The 19,077-nt window shown below is 39.0% G+C and carries 17 protein-coding genes; 6 read left to right on the forward strand and 11 right to left on the reverse strand.

Going from position 1 to position 19,077, the window contains the following annotated elements; all coding sequences use genetic code 11:
* Positions 1–384: 384 nt before the first annotated feature.
* Positions 385–1,251 carry a helix-turn-helix domain-containing protein gene (locus EG346_RS12285; RefSeq protein WP_123878949.1) on the reverse strand — a complete coding sequence of 289 codons (867 nt, stop codon included), beginning with the start codon at positions 1,249–1,251 and terminating at the stop codon, positions 385–387.
* A 193-nt stretch (positions 1,252–1,444) separates the two neighbouring features.
* Here EG346_RS12285 and EG346_RS12290 point away from each other — a divergent pair, with 193 nt between their 5' ends.
* The 3 genes from EG346_RS12290 to EG346_RS12300 all read left to right on the forward strand — a co-directional run bounded on the left by EG346_RS12290 (position 1,445) and on the right by EG346_RS12300 (position 4,296).
* Positions 1,445–2,458 carry a nucleoid-associated protein gene (locus EG346_RS12290; RefSeq protein WP_073336235.1) on the forward strand — a complete coding sequence of 338 codons (1,014 nt, stop codon included), beginning with the start codon at positions 1,445–1,447 and terminating at the stop codon, positions 2,456–2,458.
* Between the two features lie 62 nt (positions 2,459–2,520).
* Entirely contained in the window at positions 2,521–3,480 is a 960-nt protein-coding gene (locus tag EG346_RS12295; RefSeq protein WP_123878951.1) for a hypothetical protein, read from the forward strand.
* A 42-nt stretch (positions 3,481–3,522) separates the two neighbouring features.
* Positions 3,523–4,296 (forward strand): cyclase family protein, encoded by a 774-nt coding sequence (locus tag EG346_RS12300; RefSeq protein WP_123878953.1) that lies wholly within the window; start codon positions 3,523–3,525, stop codon positions 4,294–4,296.
* Positions 4,297–4,358: 62 nt separating this feature from the next.
* On the opposite strand, the gene EG346_RS12305 is transcribed toward EG346_RS12300, so the two are convergent.
* From EG346_RS12305 to EG346_RS12330, 6 genes are read right to left on the reverse strand one after another with little or no spacing between them, the layout of a single operon-like run.
* The gene (locus tag EG346_RS12305; protein ID WP_073336164.1) at positions 4,359–5,108 is read right to left on the reverse strand and encodes a succinate dehydrogenase/fumarate reductase iron-sulfur subunit; all 750 of its coding nucleotides are present in this window, start codon (positions 5,106–5,108) and stop codon (positions 4,359–4,361) included.
* Between the two features lie 12 nt (positions 5,109–5,120).
* Positions 5,121–7,037 (reverse strand): fumarate reductase/succinate dehydrogenase flavoprotein subunit, encoded by a 1,917-nt coding sequence (locus tag EG346_RS12310; protein ID WP_123878955.1) that lies wholly within the window; start codon positions 7,035–7,037, stop codon positions 5,121–5,123.
* 11 nt (positions 7,038–7,048) lie between these two features.
* Positions 7,049–7,705 (reverse strand): succinate dehydrogenase cytochrome b subunit, encoded by a 657-nt coding sequence (locus EG346_RS12315; protein WP_123878957.1) that lies wholly within the window; start codon positions 7,703–7,705, stop codon positions 7,049–7,051.
* Between the two features lie 18 nt (positions 7,706–7,723).
* The gene (locus EG346_RS12320) at positions 7,724–9,154 is read right to left on the reverse strand and encodes an anion permease (protein WP_123878959.1); all 1,431 of its coding nucleotides are present in this window, start codon (positions 9,152–9,154) and stop codon (positions 7,724–7,726) included.
* Between the two features lie 21 nt (positions 9,155–9,175).
* Complete coding sequence (locus EG346_RS12325) at positions 9,176–10,336, reverse strand: porin (protein WP_123878960.1); 1,161 nt, start codon at positions 10,334–10,336, stop codon at positions 9,176–9,178.
* A gap of 27 nt (positions 10,337–10,363) precedes the next feature.
* The gene (locus tag EG346_RS12330; RefSeq protein ID WP_123878962.1) at positions 10,364–11,410 is read right to left on the reverse strand and encodes a linear amide C-N hydrolase; all 1,047 of its coding nucleotides are present in this window, start codon (positions 11,408–11,410) and stop codon (positions 10,364–10,366) included.
* 382 nt (positions 11,411–11,792) lie between these two features.
* Between EG346_RS12330 and EG346_RS12335 the strand changes: the two genes are divergently transcribed.
* From EG346_RS12335 to EG346_RS12345, 3 genes are all read left to right on the forward strand, one after another.
* Positions 11,793–13,982, forward strand: a complete 2,190-nt coding sequence (locus EG346_RS12335; protein WP_123878964.1) for an ATP-binding protein — start codon at positions 11,793–11,795, stop codon at positions 13,980–13,982.
* Between the two features lie 27 nt (positions 13,983–14,009).
* Positions 14,010–14,561, forward strand: coding sequence for a biliverdin-producing heme oxygenase (locus EG346_RS12340; protein ID WP_123878966.1), 552 nt, complete (start codon positions 14,010–14,012; stop codon positions 14,559–14,561).
* 116 nt (positions 14,562–14,677) lie between these two features.
* The gene (locus EG346_RS12345) at positions 14,678–15,604 is read left to right on the forward strand and encodes a malate dehydrogenase (protein WP_073336180.1); all 927 of its coding nucleotides are present in this window, start codon (positions 14,678–14,680) and stop codon (positions 15,602–15,604) included.
* 139 nt (positions 15,605–15,743) lie between these two features.
* On the opposite strand, the gene EG346_RS12350 is transcribed toward EG346_RS12345, so the two are convergent.
* The 4 genes from EG346_RS12350 to EG346_RS12360 form a co-directional block, all read right to left on the reverse strand.
* The gene (locus EG346_RS12350) at positions 15,744–17,462 is read right to left on the reverse strand and encodes a S41 family peptidase (protein WP_123878968.1); all 1,719 of its coding nucleotides are present in this window, start codon (positions 17,460–17,462) and stop codon (positions 15,744–15,746) included.
* Between the two features lie 115 nt (positions 17,463–17,577).
* Entirely contained in the window at positions 17,578–18,495 is a 918-nt protein-coding gene (locus EG346_RS12355; RefSeq protein WP_123878970.1) for an alpha/beta fold hydrolase, read from the reverse strand.
* 37 nt (positions 18,496–18,532) lie between these two features.
* Entirely contained in the window at positions 18,533–18,691 is a 159-nt protein-coding gene (locus tag EG346_RS24815; protein WP_164466123.1) for a hypothetical protein, read from the reverse strand.
* A gap of 136 nt (positions 18,692–18,827) precedes the next feature.
* On the reverse strand, positions 18,828–19,064 hold the full coding sequence (locus EG346_RS12360) for a hypothetical protein (RefSeq protein WP_123878972.1): 237 nt from the start codon (positions 19,062–19,064) through the stop codon (positions 18,828–18,830).
* Between the last annotated feature and the right edge of the window lie 13 nt (positions 19,065–19,077).

Genomic DNA, 19,077 nt, shown 5'->3' on the forward strand with positions numbered 1-19,077 from the left:
TCAATTAGTTAATTTGTTTTCGCTGAGGTTTTATATTCTATAAATCCTGTCAAAATGATAAGGTTGCTATCAAAATGAGACAGATTTTTACTGAAAATAGGGAATATGATAAAAAGATGGTATGCAAAGCCGTACCTGAAATAATAAAAGCTGCCTCAATAGTAGAGACAGCTTTTGTTTGTGTTTTTACCTTCCCGCAAGCTTATGTTTAAGACATGCAATCAGTTTGTATGAAGTTGTATAACCTCCCGGATTTTATGTAGAATAAATTTGTGTTTTTAAATCTGAAATAATTTCATGGAGATGTTATAAACACAAAGATGTATTATTAGGGTGAATCTTAAAAGGTTTAAAGCAGACAAAAAATGATAAAAAACGGACATTTTATTCCTTGTATGATGTTGGGGTTTGTCCTGTATGTTTCTTAAAATATTTGATGAGATTGGTGGGTTCATTAAAATGAAGCGTATAAGCAATCTCTTTTATACTGAGTCTTTCAAACAACAAAAGACGTTTCATTTCGATTATTATCCTGTTGTCGATGAATTGTTTTGCGGATTTCTGAATAGCAGACCGGGTGATCCTGTTGAGTGTTTTGGGAGTAATTGCCATTAGCGATGCATAGAAGTCTACACTGCGTTCTTGTAGAAAATGCTGTTCGAGTAATTGTTTGAAGTGATAGTATTGGGACAAATAGTGGTGGTTGGGAATATTTTTATTATCCATTTGTTTTTGCCTTTCAGAGTAAATAAGAAATAAACTGGTCAGCTTTTGAAGGCTTTCTTCCTTAGAAAAGGTATAGTGGGATGAAATTTCTTTCATCAATAAAAGTACAAGCTGAATCATTTGACAAAACGTATCCGGATCAGGTTTTACTAAGGCATTGGATAAAGTGGTGTCAAATAGGGAAGATTGATTCAGAAAACTAAGTTCATTGGCCTGTTTACGGAAAAAATGTTCAGTAAATAGGAGCATATATCCTTTATATTGGGGTTTGGTTTCATAGGCTTGAATCTGACCGGGAGCTATAAACAGAATCGTTCCTTTTTCAAGCTGGTATTCCTTAAAATCTACAAAATGTTTTCCTTTTCCTTCTGTAATAATCATGACGATGAAAAAATGGATTCGTTCTGTTTTGCCTAAATAAGTGAAGGTAGAGATTTTTTTTAATAAATCATCCAGCTCCAGTACTTCACATCCGTACGGTGCTTTCTCATGATTGAACCTGATATTTTTAATGTTTTTTTTCAAATAAATGGGTGTATAGAATAGATGGTAACTAAATTATAGCCTGATTACAATTCAGATATAATACAAAAAGATAATTAATCTATATTTTCACCCAAAGATACTGTGTTCCCCGAAAATAAGCTTCTTCTGTATTTTTTATTTGTATGATAGAAAGAATAGAATGAATATATTTGCACTCCAAATTATTCAGGACATGTTTTCAAAAATTATAGTACACAGAGTAGGAAATAAAATCAATGGAGAGTCTTTAACGCTGTCTCAGGAAGAGCTCAAGCTGGAAGAAGGAATGGCAGAGCTGCTGGAAGATTATTTTTTAGGTTCTTTTAAATCGGAAGAGACCTTCAATTTTTACAGCGATACGTATTTGGTCAATAATCCGGTTTACAGTTCCGTATCCGAGATTTTTGAAGACAAATCGAAATTCCTTTGGGAATCCGAAAATATTGCCAAACACCTTTTCGAAGCAGCTGAGAATCCAAGAGTTCAGGGCGGAGAATTGTTTATTGTGCTTTTTGAAGAAGAAAGCGACCGTCCGGATAAAGTAGATAAGATTGGAATCTTTAAAACAGAAAAGAGAGAATCTTTCCTTAAAATTTCCCCTCAGGAAGAAACTTTTGATATCGAAAAAGATCAGGGAATCGGTTTGTCTAAAATTGACAAAGCAGCTTTGATTTACAACAATAACAAAGAGACCGGCTATGTACTTTCCGTGGTTGACAACAATAAAAACGGAGATATGTACTACTGGTTTGAAGATTTCCTGAAAGTAAAACAGCGTGACGACGAATATTTCCACACTCAGGAAGCTTTGATGGTTTACAAAGACTACATTACCAAACAGCTTCCACAGGAATTTGAAGTGTCAAAAGCGGATCAGGCCGATTTCTTAAATAAATCCATCAATTTCTTCAAAGAAAAAGAAGAATTTAAGTTGGATGAATTTGCTACAGAAGTATTGGGAGACGAGCATGTCATTGAAAGTTTCGTGAATTTCAAAACCGATTACGAGCAGGATATGCAGGTGAATATTGCGGAAGAATTCCCGATCAGTGAAGCCGCAGTGAAAAAAACACAACGTCATTTCAAAAGCATCATCAAACTTGATAAAAACTTCCATATCTACATCCATGGCGACAGACAGAAACTGGAAATGGGGGAGGATGACAAAGGCAAATACTACAGACTTTATTTTGAAAAAGAAGTGTAATAGAGAGAAAGTCCGTTAAATAATAATATCATAACTTTATCACGCACCGCAAAATAACAGTTATGAAATTTATGATCATTTTCTGGACGCTTTATATGCTTGTTTTCTGCATACCATTTCCGATATTTATCTATATGATGACTTCGGAAATCACAACTGAACCGAGAAATACACCTGCTTTGAGCTATGTATATCTCGGTTTTTCTTTGCTTGTATGGCTTTATGTTCTCCTCTTTTTTATTAAAAATCTATTCATTAATACCTTTAAAGAGAAAAACACAATCACTTATATTGCACAGAACGGAATTCCAAGAGAGGCTGAAATTATCAGTTACAAACTCATAAAGTATGATGCCAGGAAGAATATCAATATAATCCATATTGTCCTTTCCTTTAAGAATCTCAGCAATATACAGATCAGGCATGAAATGATGTTCTATGATACAAAACCACAGGAAAAAAGATTTGATGTGGGAAAGACCGTTAAAGTCCTTCTGAATCCTGACACGTCGAAAGAGCCTTATTTTATTCTGAGCGGTGTACAGACCAGATTTAAAATTAAAAATATGATCTTAAGGATCGTGTTTGTTGTCTTCATGATAGTTTATGTCATGGGTCTTTACAGTTACTTTTACATCAGGGAATCATTTGATTTTGGATGGAGGTTTCTTACCTTTATGCATCCTATTATTTTTAGTGGGGTCATGTTTTTGCTGACGATCTTAGTCTACAAGCAAATCGTAGGAAAATTTGTGAAAAATAAAAAAGAAGAACGTATTCTTTTTGCCGGAAGAAATGCACAGGCACAGATTATCAGCGTAAGCCAGACCGGATTGACCGTGAATGATCAGCCGCAGCTCCTGTTTCAGGTAAGCTTCAAAGATTTTAAAGGCATTGAGCATATCACCGTTTACAAAAAAATAGTGAGGCTTCTTGACCTGGCCTCTGTCCCGCAACATGGTACCATCGAGATCCTGTATGATCAAAATAATCCTAAGAAAATAACCATTCCGGTAGTTTGATTGGAAGTACTTACCTTTTTAACCTTTCACTATATTTATTCAATGAAAACAACGATTATTGATCTGTCCAAACCCATTCAGTATAATGCCGGAGATCCCTGGTTTATGAGAGTTAAGATTAAACATAAAGCCCATAAAAAATCTCACTGGTTAATTCGTCTGGCATTGAATCTTCCCTTCAGGCTTTTTCCCCAAAACTGGACAGGATGGGCAGATGATTCCATCAAAAATATGGGACTTCATGCAACAACACACCTTGATGCTCCATGGCATTATGGACCTGTTGTAGAAGGGAAACCCGCGAAAACAATTGACCAGATCCCTTTGGAATGGTGCTATGGCGATGGGATTGTCATCGACTGCACCCACAAAGAAGATTTCGTAGCCATCACCATTGATGATCTGAAAAAAGATCTTGATAAAAACGGACTTTCCATTCAGGAAGGAAATATTGTCCTCATCAGGACAGACCGGGATCAAATGATGGGAACCGCAGATTTTGTAGAAAAAGGAACAGGAATGAGTAAAGAAGCTACAGAATGGCTGATTGATCAGGGAGTAAAAGTCATGGGAATCGATCAGTGGGGATGGGATCTTCCGCTAAAGTATATGGCTAAAAAAGCAAGAGAACTCAATGATCCCGAATATTTCTGGGAAGGTCATCGGGTAGGCATTGAAAAAGAATACTTACATATTGAGCAGCTTACCAATCTTGGCGCATTGCCTCCTTCAGGATTTAAAGTCAGTGTATTTCCGTTGAAAATTGTGGGCGGTTCCGCAGCTCCTGCCAGAGTGGTGGCCATCATCAATCCTTAGGCTGGAAATTATCCATGGCAAGGTTCACAACCTTGCCATGAATATTCAAAGATATTTTCAAGTTACTTTTTCCTGAAGAACAGTGCCCTTCCAAATTCGTAATTCATTCTGGCGATATTCAGCACAGAAATTCCCTGTGGGCATTCTACTTCACAAGCTTCTGTATTCGAACAGTGTCCGAAAAGCTCATGATCCATCTGAGAAACCATATTCAGAACACGGCTGCTCCGCTCCTCCTTCCCTTGAGGGAGAAGGACCATGTGCGTTATTTTCGCAGAAGTGAATAAAGCGGCACTTCCGTTTTTACAGGTAGCCACACACGCACCACATCCGATGCAGGCGGCAGAATCAAATGCTTCTTCGGCAATCTGATGGGTCACCGCAATGGCTGTAGCATCAGGAGCCTGACCTGTATTCACAGAAACAAATCCTCCTGAAGAAATAATTCTGTCAAAAGCCGATCGGTCGACTTTAAGATCTTTTTTTACAGGAAAAGCTTCTGCCCGGAAAGGCTCTATTAAAATTGTTTCCCCGTTTTTGAAAGACCTTAAGTGAAGCTGGCAGGTCGTTGTATTTTTTAAAGGTCCGTGGGCAATTCCGTTGATCATCATGCCGCACTGTCCGCAGATTCCTTCACGGCAATCGTGATCAAATTCTACAGGTTCGTCGCCTTCCGTAATGAGTTTTTCATTTAAAGTATCCAGCATTTCCAGAAAAGACATGTGAGGATTCAGTTCTTTCAGATCATAACTGACCAGTTTTCCTTCACTCTGTTTGTCTTTCTGTCTCCATATCTTAAGATGTAAATCCATAATTTTTGTTTTTTATTTGTAGCTTCTTACCGTTGGCTGTATTTCTTCAAATACCAGCGGTTCTCTGATCAGTTCAGGTTCATTGTTTTCACCTGCCCATGCCCATGCGGAGATAAACTGATACTCAGCATCATTTCTTAAAGCTTCTCCGTCCGGAGTTTGAAATTCTTCCCTGAAGTGAGCACCACAGGATTCGTTTCGGGTTAAAGCATCGTAGCACATCAGTTCTCCGATTTCAAAATAATCGGCGATGCGGCCTGCTTTTTCAAGCTCCGTATTCATTTGGTCTCCCTCTCCGGAAACCCGCACATCCTTGTAAAATTCATGCTTTAATTTTCTGATTTCTTCAATGGCATGTTTCAGGCCTTCTTCATTTCTGGCCAGACCACAATAATCGTATAAAATTTTACCCAATGTTTTATGGAAGTAGTCAACGGTTTTGGTTCCTCTGATACTCATAAAATCGTTAATTTGTTTTTTTACAGCATTTTCTGCCGCTTCAAACTCGGGAGCATCCGCAGAAATTTTTCCCGTATGAATTTCATCAGCCAGATAATTGGCAATCGTATAAGGAGCAATGAAATAGCCGTCTACAGAAGCCTGAAGAAGTGAGTTGGCTCCCAGTCTGTTGGCTCCATGATCTGCAAAATTGGCTTCTCCTAAGGCAAACAAGCCGGGAATAGTCGTCATCAGCTCATAATCTACCCAAAGTCCACCCATTGAAAAGTGCGCGGAGGGAGAAATCATCATCGGTTCATTATAAGCATTGTACCCTGTGATTTTAAGGTACATGTCAAATAAATTTCCATATTTCTCCTGAATCTTTTCCTTTCCCTGCTCTCTTATTGCTTTTGAAAAATCAAGATAGACCGCATTTTTCAGAGGTCCGATTCCAAAACCGGCGTCAATTCTTTCTTTGGCGGCACGGGATGAAATATCTCTGGGAGCAAGATTTCCAAAAGCAGGATATCTCCGTTCCAGGTAATAATCTCTTTCGTTTTCAGGAATATCATTAGGCAGTCTGGTTTCATCCGTCTTTGAAGGCACCCAGATCCTTCCGTCATTACGCAATGATTCCGACATCAGGGTTAATTTGGACTGATAATCTCCGGACTGAGGAAGCGAAGTAGGGTGTACCTGAATCCAGCTTGGGGAAGCCATTAAAGCTCCCTTTTTATGGGCACGCCAGATCGCAGAACCGTTACATCCCATCGCCAGAGTGGAGAGATAATAGATTTTTCCATACCCTCCGGTGGCCAGAACTACCGTATGGGCAGCATGTCTTTCAATTTCTCCGGTGTCTAGATTTCTGACGATAATTCCTCTTGCTTTGCCATCAATCATAACAAGATCAAGCATTTCATGTCTGGAATATAACTGTACGGTACCTTTTCCCACTTGTCTCATGAGGGCCTGATACGCACCCAGAAGCAACTGCTGCCCCGTCTGTCCTCTTGCATAAAACGTCCGGCTTACCTGAACCCCACCGAAAGAACGGTTGTTGAGGTAGCCGCCATATTCACGTCCGAACGGAACGCCCTGTGCTACGGCCTGATCAATAAGATTTAAAGAGCATTCTGCCATACGGTAGACGTTCGCTTCACGGGCTCGGAAATCTCCGCCTTTAAGGGTGTCTACAAACATTCTGTAGACACTGTCTCCGTCGTTTTTATAATTTTTAGCGGCATTCACACCACCTTGTGCAGCTACGGAATGCGCTCTCCTCGGACTGTCCTGAAAACAGAATGATTTGACATTATAGCCCATTTCACCCATAGAAGCCGCAATAGAACTTCCTGCAAGCCCTGTTCCTACAACGATAACGTCCAGCTTTTTACGGTTGGCAGGGTTAACCAGTTTGGCTTTCTTTTTATAATAATCCCATTTTTGTTCTAACGGGCCTTGTGGTATTTTTGAATTTAAGATCATAATTTTTCTGTTTAATGGGCAGTAAAGAATACGTACACCGGCATCAGCGCAAAACCGACACTGATAATGACTGAATAGACAATTCCAGCGGTTTTGAACCATTTTACAAACTTAGGATGGTATAATCCAAGCGTTCTGGCCGCACTGTGAATCCCGTGAATCAGATGATAGCATAAAGCGATCATAGACAATACATAAATGATGACGTACCACCATTCTTTGAAAACAGTCACTACCAGAATGTAAAGATCTTTATTTCCGTTATTGTCCAGCGGCGGGTTTCCAAATTTGTACACATACCAGAAATTCTGAAAATGGATCACCAGAAAGATCAGGATTAAAGTACCCAGAATTCCCATATTCCGGGAATACCATTTGCTGGCTCTTCCCCGTCTTTCCGACTGATAATTGCCTCCCGATTTTTTATTCTTTAAAGTAATGACCAATCCGTCCAGTGTATGCAGAATAATACTTGCATACAATACATAGGATACCATCTTGATCAGAATATTTCCGGACAGAAAATGCGAATAGGCGTTAAACTGCAGGTGCGCCTGCTCCGGTGGAAGAAACAGCTGAAGATTTCCCAAGAAATGGATCAACAGAAAGAAGCTCAGGAATAGTCCTGTAAGGCACATCAGCATTTTTCTTGACAAGGTTGACAGCATATTTTTTTATTTATTTGATTAGTAATATCCTAAAACTTTCATCCAAAGTCCTCCGACGACCATATAGATGATGAGTAACACGATCCCGATTTCAAGACCCCGCAGCCACCAGGCTTTCAGCTCTACATAGCCGCTTCCGTAGAATACCGGAGCCGGACCGTGACCATAGTGAGTAAGTACTCCATAAATTGAACCCAGAAAACCCAGCATCATCGCCAGTAGCATCGGTGGGATTCCTAAAGAAACACCCACCCCTAATAAGGCAGCATACATCGCTGCGACATGGGCCGTTGCACTTGCGAAAATATAGTGACTGAAGAAATAGACAACAATGATCACCGGAAAGGCAATCTGCCAGCTTAGTCCACCTATTTTTACTTTAATCAGATCACTGAACCAGCCAATAAAACCGAGCTCATTTAAAGAACTGGCCATCATCACCAGAACCGCAAACCATACGATCGTGTCCCAGGCTCCTTTTTCCCCTTTGATGTCTTCCCACGTGAGTACTGAAGTAAGAAGTAACATGGTAAGCCCAATGAAAGCGGTTGTCGTAGCATCAATAGATAATGTTCCTCCAAATATCCAAAGGGCCAACAGGATAAAGAAAGCTAATAACATCAGCCATTCGTTTCTGGAAATAGGTCCCATTTCTTTTAATTTCTGAGCTGCCATTTTCGGTGCATCTCCTGTCTTTTTCAATTCAGGCGGATACAATTTGTATAAAACCAAAGGCACCACAAAGAAGGCTACCATTCCGGGAACGAATCCGGCGGCAGCCCATGACATCCACGTGATATTGATTCCTAAATTTGCTGCAAATTTCTGACACATCGGGTTACTTGCTGTTCCGGTAAGAAACATGGAAGAAGCGATGAGGTTCATATAATAACTGTTCAAAGTAAGGAAAGAACCCAGTTTTCTGTGGGTTTCCGGCTTTTCAGGAACAGAGTCAAAGCTTATAGCCATAGATTTCATAATAGGGTAAATGATTCCGCCTCCTCTTGCCGTATTACTTGGAATAGCAGGAGCAAGGCACACATCGGCAAGCCCAAGTCCGTAGGCCAGTCCCAATGAACTTTTACCAAATATTCTGATGAATAAAAAAGCGATTCGGTTTCCCAATCCTGTTTTGATAAATCCTCTGGCGATAAAGAATGAGATTCCGATCAACCAGATGACTTTATCCCCGAATCCGGAAAGGGCTTTTGTAATTGATTTTCCTGCATCTCCGGGAGCCACTACCTGAGTAAGCGCTGTAAATGCAATAGCCATCATACACATTGTTCCCATGGGAGCCGCTTTAAGAATAATTCCTAAGATGGTGGCTGCAAAAATAGCAAACAGCTGCCAGGCATTTTCAGCAACTCCTTCCGGGGCAGGAATAAACCATATGATCAGCGCAACGGCAAACGTTATCGCGATATTTCTGATATTAATTTCTTTCATGATCTCTAAATATTTAAGCGGTTAAAATCTACTTTGTACCTGAACAATGAATAGATTGTTGTTGTATTGTGAGGTGTTTTCTACCTGATGCTTGTAACGGTCGAACTGTACGCCCAGCTGTATCCTTGCCCCATAATTTTTCAGAAATTCAAGTCCGAGCATGGGGGTGATCGTCTGTCTTGGGTTGGAAGTCAGTCTGAAGTTGGTGTCCAGATATTCATAACGGCAAGAAAGTTCGAAGGCGCTGAGGTTTTTATGATTGATCTCGTATCTTACATTCGGAAGAAAATAAGCTCCACGGATCAGGTATTGATCTGGATTATCAGGTCTCAGTTCAGGACTGACAGCATTATACAAAACGTGATTGGTTGCCTGTTTGGCTTCCAGTTGCATATCCAGACTCCATTTCGGATCAAAATGGATCAGTGAGCTGAGATCAACTCCTACTGCATATACTTTTTTGCTGAAAACTTCACCTATACCACCATTCAGTCCTACATTGAAATTATATTTTTTTGACAGACCGAAAACCAGTCTTGTAGAATATTGTTTTCCGTTATCATTATCGTTTACCTGATTTTTCCCGTTTCCGTTGACGACTGAAATAGCGTACTGAAAAGGAATTTTACCTAATTGAAGCTGTCCGGTGGCAGAAAGTCCGATCTGGAAGCTTGTCCAGCCCAGTTTTCCGAACTCTGTATATTGATTGGACCAGTCCAGAGACTTGATGATGTCAATAGGGTAGGTCTCCTCAATACCGAACCAGGGTCTGAACTGTCCTGCAGTAAGGGCTAGTTTAGGATTGAAAGTATATTTAAGGTAAGCATTTTCAAGAACCCGGCTTTTAGGATCGTTTTTAAAGTCAGCCAGATTTGCGAGTGCCACAACTTCTGTTCTTTTGCTGATCTGTGCACGTACCTGAACCCTCATGTATTTGAGCATAAAATTGTTACTGGTTCCTGATCCGTCTGCATGATGCAAGCCGTTCACGTCTACATCTTTGGTCATATCGACAAGGTAGCGGGCCTGGAAAAGGCCTTTAATCTGAAGCACCGGATATTTAACGTTGTCTTCCTCCTGTTTGTTCTGCTGCAGAGAGTCCCGGGTCTGTGCACTGGCGAAAAAACCAGCCAGTAGGGCACAAAAGATCAGGCTTCTTTTTTTTGTTGAAAAAGGGGTCATAGTATTTGTGTTTAATGAGTATATGATTTAGATCCCTAAGAATTTAAAAGGGGCTGATTCCTTAAAATCTTTGTTGGATTTTCCATTGTAAGTCTGGAAATTACTCAGATCCAGTTTCATTACTTTAGCTTTTGGATTCAGGTCAAAATCTTTAAGATCTACCCAGAATGTATTAGGCGTAAATACGGTTTCGAAATAATAAACGAGATTTTTTTGGTCAGAAACCGAACGCCATCTTGTGGATGAAATATTAGGCTCTGTATCGGAAGTGATTCCGTAAGGTACTGAACAGTTTCTGATCACGCTGAATACACTGGCTACTGCGGTACGTGTATCATTGGTTTTAGGAATCGCATTGATATAATAGGATGCTCTTACAAAACGGTCTGCTGCACGGTTGGTTCCCGGAAGCATGATGGTTCCCGGAATGCCCTGCCAGTAATTATTTAAAGCCAGCTGCTCATCGAAAACAGGAGAGTTGGTCATTACGGTGTATTTGGGGTCGTGGTGCACAACCAGTTTTCCGTTGATGTATTCAAATACGGCATTATCACCTGAAGCATCGGACAGTGAAAGATGTACGGTAGCAAATTTTTCCGTGCCGGGAATATAGTCGCTTACGATAATGAAAGGATCTTTTTTCAGATGGTCTACCGCTTCTTTTACGGTTCCGAAATTATCCAGAAAATACTGTGCCCAAAGAGAAATAGCGAGTCCTTTTTGTCGTCCTTTAGGATTGAACTCGGGGTATTGGGATTCACCCAGCCATAGCATATTGGCTACAAGTCCTTTTTCGTTCATCCCGTCGGCAGAGGTGATGTCCCATGAGGAACTGATGATGCTTCCGTATTTTGAAGTCCATTGTATTGAAGATGGTCCTACTTCGCCGGTTCTCTGAATACCTCTCGGGAAAACCCACAGATTAGCGGGGATCTCGTCACGCCAGTCCATGGATCTTGCAGTGATCACCGTGTTGTCAGTACCTTTGTAGACTACTCTCGTACAGGCCTCATACCCGCTTCCAATTCCTAATGTAAGGATCAATGTGAAGATAATTAAAGGGAACTTTTTCATAGTGCTATTATTTGAATTTTAAAGAATATTTCATTGAAAATAATACAAAGAAATTCAGGAATTTTTAAATGTATTCATTATTTGGTGATATAAATTTAATAAATTTTGTTTAATTAACATAAGTATTTCGGATATTAATGTAAAATTCATGTAATGAATCATGATCCGAAAATTAAACTTGATCTGCCGTAAAAATTTTAGTATATTAAAGGTGAAAATGTTTTGGAGGTATTGAAAAATTAAAGTTTTTTTTATTTGAAATTCAAGGTGTTATACCTCTGTGGCATCTTTGGGTACTGTGTTTTACGTACTTTCAGGATTTGATACCACAAAGCAATATGTCGTTAAAAAAATCGTTATCTTTGATTGATCAAAGAATTATATGAATTTTGTAGAGTGTCATGAAGAACCCATCCATATCCCTGGGTATATACAAAGTTTTGGATATCTGATTGGCATTGACGCAGGATCTCATACCATTACTTTTTTCAGCAGGAATATTGAGGATATATTTAGGGTCGAAAATGCAGAACAGCTTTTTGACAGGAAGCTTACGGATTTTCCTGAAATCTTCCGGTCTGTTATAGATTCGGACCTTTATACCTCTATTCATGATTTTACAAAAAGAGAAAATGAAACTCATTTTGATAAGGTATTCATCAGTGGAAAGGAATATCATTTTTCCATCTTAAGAAGTGGCAAACATATTTTTCTTGAATTTGAAGCGGTACAGGAAAATCCCAATAAGCGTATTTCCAATAAGTATGATAATTTTTATGTTATCGACAATGAGAAGGAGCTTTGGGAGCAGCTGCTGAGTACTCTATCCAAGATCGTCAATTATGACCGGATGATGGTGTATAAATTTATGATGGACGGCTCTGGTAAAGTGATTGCAGAAAAAAGAGATGAGAATATGGAAAGTTATCTCGGTCTTCATTATCCGGAGTCTGATATTCCGAAACAAGCCAGAGATCTTTATTTAAAGAAAAGGAAAAGAATATTCAGTAATGTTTATTCGGAGACCGTTCCGCTTATAAGCAGGACAGATGAAAATATTGATCTTACTTTTGTAGGTTCAAGGGGAATGTCACCGGTTCACGGACAGTATGTCAAAAACTCCGGAGCTTCTTCCAGTTTCAGTGTATCCATTATTATTGATGATTATCTTTGGGGACTGGTTACCTGTCAGAACTCGGAGGCTAAGCATATTGATCTTGAAGACAGAGTGCAGGCAGGGATCTTTACAGCCCTTGCTTCCAATGCCTATTCTTCCTTCAAATCTAAAAATGAACTGAACTACCGTCTTGAACTGAACGAAAGAGCTTCACAGCTGAAAGCAGAATTTTTAAAACATAATAATCTTTTTGATTCCCTGGCAGACAATAAAGGAAAGATCCGAAAGCTTCCTGAAGCAGATGGTCTGGTGATTATTTCAGACGGAGAACCAGTAACGGTAGGAACTGTGCCGGAACGTGAAACGATTGACAGAATTGCGCACTGGGCTCTTGAAAATACGAAAGAAAGTATGTATGTCAGCAGAACTTTTCTTAAGGATTACGGAGAGGAACTGGAACTGACTGAAAATGCAGCCGGAATCATTATTTATTTTATTGAAAGGAGCAAAAAAGAAATGCTGATCTGGTTCCGTAAGGAGTTCAGTGAGCACATCAATTGGGCGGGAAATCCAGAGAGAAAATTAGGAGTCTTTTTGCAGAATGGGGAAGAGAAACACATTATTTCACCAAGAACATCTTTTCATCTTTTTACTGAAAATATAAAAGGAAATTCAAAAAGATGGAATTCCAGAGATATCAGTTCTGTACAAGCAGTTAGGGATGTGATCCTTGAAACTTCTCACAAGCAGTATAATGCGATCAAAGCGCTTAACAATGAACTGAGAAAAGTAAATGAGGAACTTGACAGTTTTTCTTATACCATTTCACATGACCTGGGAACCCCTCTGACCGTCATGAAACTGAATGCACAGATGTTGCTTTCGAATTTTGAAAAGACAGAAAAAAATAGAAATAAACTGACCTCCATTGTTGAAGAAATTGACAATATGGCGGAAATGATGCATGATGTACTGGAACTCAGCCGCGCGAAGCACAGCGAGATAGAGCTGGAACGTTTGCAGCCTGCGAATACAATCCTTAAGATTTCGGAAAATGCAAAGATCACTTTCGAAAGTCCTAAAAGTGAGATTATTATTAAAGAATGTCCTGACGTACTTGCTGACAAAACGATGCTTCATCAGGTATTTTTGAATGTCATCAACAATGCTGTGAAATACTCTTCCCACCGGGACGAGCCGAAAGTGGAAATCTGGGGCACTGAAGAGGGAGGAAATATTGTATACAGGATTTCTGATAACGGAATCGGAATTTCACAGGAAGAAAAGCACAAGATGTTTAAAATCTTCAACAGAATGGATAATGCTAAAAAGTTTAAAGGAAACGGAGTAGGCCTGTCCATTGTACACCGTATTATGAAAAGGATTGGTGGAAATGTGGAATATGATAGCAATAAAGAGGGGACTTGTTTCATTTTAACGTTCAAAAAACCGTAAATTTGGGCAACTTTAAAAACCTTATTTATGGTATCAGAGTATCTTAAGCAAAATACAGCGGAGTATCACGATGCTGCAGAGAAACTTTTCAATTCGGAAAAAATTTTTAATAAAACGTTCACTTTAGAGGACTATAAAAAGATCATCAATACGAATTATCTGATGCTTCTTCACAGTGAGGACAAAATATTCGGAAGTCTTGCTGACAAATATTCGGAAAAGCTCCAGCTTAACAGCAGAGTAAAACTTCCTCTTATCGAGAAAGACCTTGAAAGTCTTTCTTTGGAAAACCAGACAGCTTCACACGAACTTCAGCTGGACAATGAACATGAGGCTTTAGGAGCAATGTACGTGATCGAAGGTTCTACATTGGGTGGAAACGTAATTGCAAAACAGCTTTCTAAAACGGAAGGTTTTGATCATGTAACATTCAATTTCTTTGGATGCTATCAGGAAAATACAGGACCAATGTGGAAAAATTTCAAAGAGGTTCTGGATACTGAAGTAACTGAAGAAAACTATAATGAAGTCCTTTCAGGAGCAAAAAAGCTATATACGTTTTTACTGAACGTCAATTAATTTCATTGAACCCTAATTAAATTCCTGAAAAATTGCCCACATTTTCAGGAATTGTTAAATTTGGGCGTTTCAATTTTTAGACTAAACTAAAAAATAATTTAAAAAAAGTATACCATATGAAAGTAACTGTAGTAGGTGCAGGCGCTGTAGGAGCAAGCTGTGCAGAATACATCGCAATGAAAAACTTCTGTTCAGAAGTAGTTTTAGTAGACATTAAAGAAGGATTTGCTGAAGGTAAGGCAATGGATTTGATGCAGACGGCATCGCTGAACGGGTTCGATACAAAAATTACCGGAACAACAGGAGATTACAGCAAAACTGCAGGTTCTCATGTAGCGGTTATCACTTCAGGGATTCCAAGAAAACCTGGAATGACGAGAGAAGAACTTATCGGTATCAATGCTGGTATCGTGAAAGAAGTTACTCAAAACTTAGTAAAAAACTCTCCGGAAGTGATCATCATCGTAGTATCTAACCCAATGGATACTATGGCTTATTTAGTACACAAAACGTCAGGTCTTCCTAAGCACAAAATCATCGGAATGGGGGGTGCATTAGACTCTGCAAGATTCAAATACAGATTGGCTGAAGCATTGGAAAGCCCTATTTCTGATGTAGACGGTATGGTGATCGCTGCACACAGTGATACCGGAATGCTTCCATTATTGAGCAAAGCGACAAGAAACGGTGTTCCTGTAACTGAATTCTTAGATGATGAGCAGCAGAAATATGTTATCGAAGAAACTAAAGTAGGAGGGGCTACCTTAACAAAATTATTAGGAACTTCAGCTTGGTACGCTCCAGGTGCAGCGGTTTCTGTAATGGTTCAGGCGATTGCCTGCGACCAGAAAAAAATGATCCCTTGTTCTTTAATGCTTGAAGGTGAATACGGACAAAATGATATCTGCTTAGGTGTTCCAGCTATTATCGGAGCCAACGGAGTAGAAAAAATTGTTAATGTAACACTTACTGCAGAGGAGCAGTTGAAGTTTGCTGAAGCTGCTAATGCGGTAAGAGAGGTGAACGGAGATCTTAAGTTTTAATTAGATTAGCTCTACATAATATTTGCTCAGCGCGGCCAAAGGCCGCGCTGAGCTTTTTTATAAAGGGTTTCATAAGTAGGTAACTAATTTCGGCGCGGCCAAAGGCCGCGCCGAAATTAGTTACCTTTTAATAATCTTTCTATTTTATCTCCTTCAAAACCCTCTCAAATTCCAGATCTCTCTTCCGGATAAGATCATCATCCGTATATCTTATCATTTCATTGATTCGTACGCCGACTTTTTGAGTGGGTGTATTGTCATCATAGAAAATGCCGTTCGCGGTAAATACAAGATCATAATCATCGGTGAGGGGTACAGTGGTGGTGTCACCATCGGCTCCGGCTGTTTTCTGACCGATTGTAAGGGCTTGAGGGAAGACCTTCTGCAGATTCATGGTATTCCATTCGCTCATGCTTAATGTTTCTGGATTGACGATGATGAAAACTTTTCCTTTGTATGGATGAACGGTTTTATCTTCAATCTTTGGATAGTAATGTCCAAACTCTTTATAGCTGATGGGAATATAAGTGCCTCTATTTTTAACATTGGGTTTGTAGTATTTTCCGAAATGATTGTTTACAGGAGAAAAGTATTTGTAGATATAGTGAAATACAAATCCACCCCAATCGGGATAACCTCTCATATCAAAGACCATTGCTTTTTTGGATGATGCTTCTGTAAAGATACTGTCCATATAGCCATCCTGTTTATCTTCAGGAACTGTACTGAAGGAAATTACATCATTTATTTTAAAATAGGCAATGTCCTTATGGTTCATTGTATGCTCATCTTTGGTGCGGATTTTCCCTTTTATGTATTCCGTAACCGTTGCCAGTTGCTGCTTATCGGTGAAATTGAGAAAATCAACCTTTGCCGGGTAGGATGTATGATTTTCTTTTGATTGTATTGTAAGTTCTTTCTGTAAATTGTCGTCTGTCCAGATCAGATTTCTCTGATAATCTGAAAGCATATGTAAAAGAGTCTCTCTGTTGGAGGATGAAAGCAATTCCTGTTTTTCTTTAATGACCTCAGGAATGCTCTTGCCATTGATCTTCATGATCCTGTCTCCGATATGGATATTGGCTTTAGAACAGATTTCAGGAAAAATAAGATGGGTAATGAGCAGGTGATCATCAAAAATCACATAATCAAATGGAGGATAATACAACCGATGGTAAATTTCATTCTTATAATTCAGCTGATTATAAAAATTGAATGCATGGCTGTCTTCCATTTTAGCAACCGCTTTAGCCAGAATGATATCAAAATCTTTTCTTGACGAGCAGTGAATGGTTTGATCCAAAAGATCCGTAAAGTAGGCATCAGAATTTTTTGGCATCAGATATTTGTGAGGATACAAATAATCGATGGATCCCTGAATTTTTGCAAATATCAGCAGTCTTTCTGGTAAAGCGAAGTTTTTATCTTTAGGTGATGAGTCTTTTTTCTTATCTCCGGGCTTTTGTTTTCCCCCGGTATCACTAATGAATCTGTGATCATAAATGTCTTTAAGAAGTGCCTTATTTTCGGTACTGATCTTTTTATTTTTCTGGTACCATTTGAAATCCTGATTGGCAGAAAGAATATCTTTTTCCTGATCATTAACAGGGGTTCCTGAAAATTTATGATTCAGGTTTTCAGTCAGGACTTTAATTACTGAGTTGGCGTCCGACTGATCATTTACTTTCTCCACAGTCGTTAAAAATAAACTGTCAGCGTCTTTTTTTGCACTGGCCAGATCCGGATGGTAATATTTTAGAAAGTTCCACGTTTTTATCAAAAGACGATATTGGTCTTTTTGACCGTAAACTGATGACTGAACAAGAATTATGCAAAAAATGGATAGTAGTTTTTTCATATTTTACTTTAAATAGCGGGAGAAAAGATATGATTTTATGGTGATACAATTTCAAAGTCAGTATAAAAAATACAACACACTTATTGGGGTGTTGTAGAGTATTTATTATTTAAGTTTAATAATGTCTGAAGACGAAATTCCAAACAGAATTGATGAATTTCCTGTTTTTCTCGTAATACAAAAGATGTCCGCCATCGATAGAAACTACCTTCTGACAGGGAAACTGAAACGTTTGATAGTGTCCGCTTCCTACAGCTTTATCCTTTTTTCCGGTGATAATTAATACAGGAACACGAATGTCTTTTGTAACCGGTGCATAATCAGTATAATATTCCGGATATTCCCTCGGTTTTGAGATCACAGCCATTCCAAAATCTATAATTCTTGGATGAAGGGAATCTATTTTGTCCATTTTTTTGATGGTTTCGATATCCTCCGTAAGAAACTTATAGCCTATTCTCTTCTTTCTTAATGCAGCGCTTATTTTTGAAAGTTCTGCAGAAAGAAGGTCTTCAGAAACAGCTTTATTTTCCTGTAGAAGAAGGCTGTTTCCGTATTCAATCTGTTCTTTGACAGATTCATTATTGAGAAAATGAAGCGTCACATTAGTTAAAATCAATCCTTTGGTATGCTGAGGATATTTTTTAGCATAATTAACTGCAATAATGCCACCGAAAGAATGCGCCAGCAGAAAAATTCTGTCGATTTTCAGATGCTGCCTCAATTCTTCAATATCCTTTACCATAGTTTCCAGATGATAATTCTCTGATGTTCCCGATTCACCGGATCCCCGCTGATCCATATAGATCATTTTCATGTTTTTTTCAAGACGGTTTCCGCCCATGAGCTCAAATGACGGGTATCCTTGTCCAGGACCTCCCGGAACATAGATGCAGGCTTCTCCGTTTCCCGAAACTTTATAGTTGATTTTAACGTGATCGGAAGTCTCAAAAACACTTTTGTAACTGCTTTTCTGAGCTGAAGCAAACGTCAAAGAAAGGAAGATGGATAGGATTAAGTGCGTGGTTTTCATATAGTAATAACATTTGAAAGACAATATTTATTACGTATTACAGTTCAAAAATCAGTTCTTTTCTTTGCCAGTAGTTCACATCAAAAGAATCATTATAAACTTTTTTTCCGTTAGGAAGAAATTTAAAACCTTTTAAAAGAGTTTTGTCCGCATGATTCTTATACACTTCAATTATCTTTCTTAAGGGACTGTTCATCTGTCAGAGATTGTTGATTTTCTGGAAGATTACAATTTATTGCACAAGACCCTGGTAAAAGACCTGTGTTCATCATTAAAAGAGACAAAAAAAGAGCAGTAAAAACCGCCCCCTTCTTTATCTAACAATATTTCCTTTAAAAGTAAACACATCCACATCCCGTTTCCCACGGCTGACATAAACGCTTAGGTTCTGTGCAGCTTCCTCCCGGATTGCCTCCTCCTTCTGAAGATCTGTAGCACATACCGCCACTGCAATAATAGGATCCGATAGTGGGCGGGCAATAACCGTCAGCATCGCAAATGGCGTAAGCAGTATCTCCTCCGCTGATGAGTTCAAGCTGCTTTCTAGTTAATTTCTTTAAATTTTTCATAGCAGTTACTGTT

Source organism: Chryseobacterium carnipullorum (assembly GCF_003815695.1).
Classification (GTDB): Bacteria; Bacteroidota; Bacteroidia; order Flavobacteriales; family Weeksellaceae; genus Chryseobacterium; species Chryseobacterium carnipullorum.

Bases quoted from the DNA above. Each gene is read 5' to 3' on its own strand.
- EG346_RS12315 (WP_123878957.1), bottom strand. From the start codon at position 7,705: ATGCTGTCAACCTTGTCAAGAAAAATGCTGATGTGCCTTACAGGACTA.
- EG346_RS12305 (WP_073336164.1), bottom strand. From the start codon at position 5,108: ATGGATTTACATCTTAAGATATGGAGACAGAAAGACAAACAGAGTGAA.
- EG346_RS12325 (WP_123878960.1), bottom strand. From the start codon at position 10,336: ATGACCCCTTTTTCAACAAAAAAAAGAAGCCTGATCTTTTGTGCCCTA.
- EG346_RS12290 (WP_073336235.1), top strand. From the start codon at position 1,445: ATGTTTTCAAAAATTATAGTACACAGAGTAGGAAATAAAATCAATGGA.
- EG346_RS12360 (WP_123878972.1), bottom strand. From the start codon at position 19,064: ATGAAAAATTTAAAGAAATTAACTAGAAAGCAGCTTGAACTCATCAGC.
- EG346_RS12300 (WP_123878953.1), top strand. From the start codon at position 3,523: ATGAAAACAACGATTATTGATCTGTCCAAACCCATTCAGTATAATGCC.
- EG346_RS12320 (WP_123878959.1), bottom strand. From the start codon at position 9,154: ATGAAAGAAATTAATATCAGAAATATCGCGATAACGTTTGCCGTTGCG.
- EG346_RS12350 (WP_123878968.1), bottom strand. From the start codon at position 17,462: ATGAAAAAACTACTATCCATTTTTTGCATAATTCTTGTTCAGTCATCA.
- EG346_RS12355 (WP_123878970.1), bottom strand. From the start codon at position 18,495: ATGAAAACCACGCACTTAATCCTATCCATCTTCCTTTCTTTGACGTTT.
- EG346_RS12335 (WP_123878964.1), top strand. From the start codon at position 11,793: ATGAATTTTGTAGAGTGTCATGAAGAACCCATCCATATCCCTGGGTAT.
- EG346_RS12345 (WP_073336180.1), top strand. From the start codon at position 14,678: ATGAAAGTAACTGTAGTAGGTGCAGGCGCTGTAGGAGCAAGCTGTGCA.
- EG346_RS12330 (WP_123878962.1), bottom strand. From the start codon at position 11,410: ATGAAAAAGTTCCCTTTAATTATCTTCACATTGATCCTTACATTAGGA.
- EG346_RS12310 (WP_123878955.1), bottom strand. From the start codon at position 7,037: ATGATCTTAAATTCAAAAATACCACAAGGCCCGTTAGAACAAAAATGG.
- EG346_RS24815 (WP_164466123.1), bottom strand. From the start codon at position 18,691: ATGAACAGTCCCTTAAGAAAGATAATTGAAGTGTATAAGAATCATGCG.
- EG346_RS12295 (WP_123878951.1), top strand. From the start codon at position 2,521: ATGAAATTTATGATCATTTTCTGGACGCTTTATATGCTTGTTTTCTGC.
- EG346_RS12340 (WP_123878966.1), top strand. From the start codon at position 14,010: ATGGTATCAGAGTATCTTAAGCAAAATACAGCGGAGTATCACGATGCT.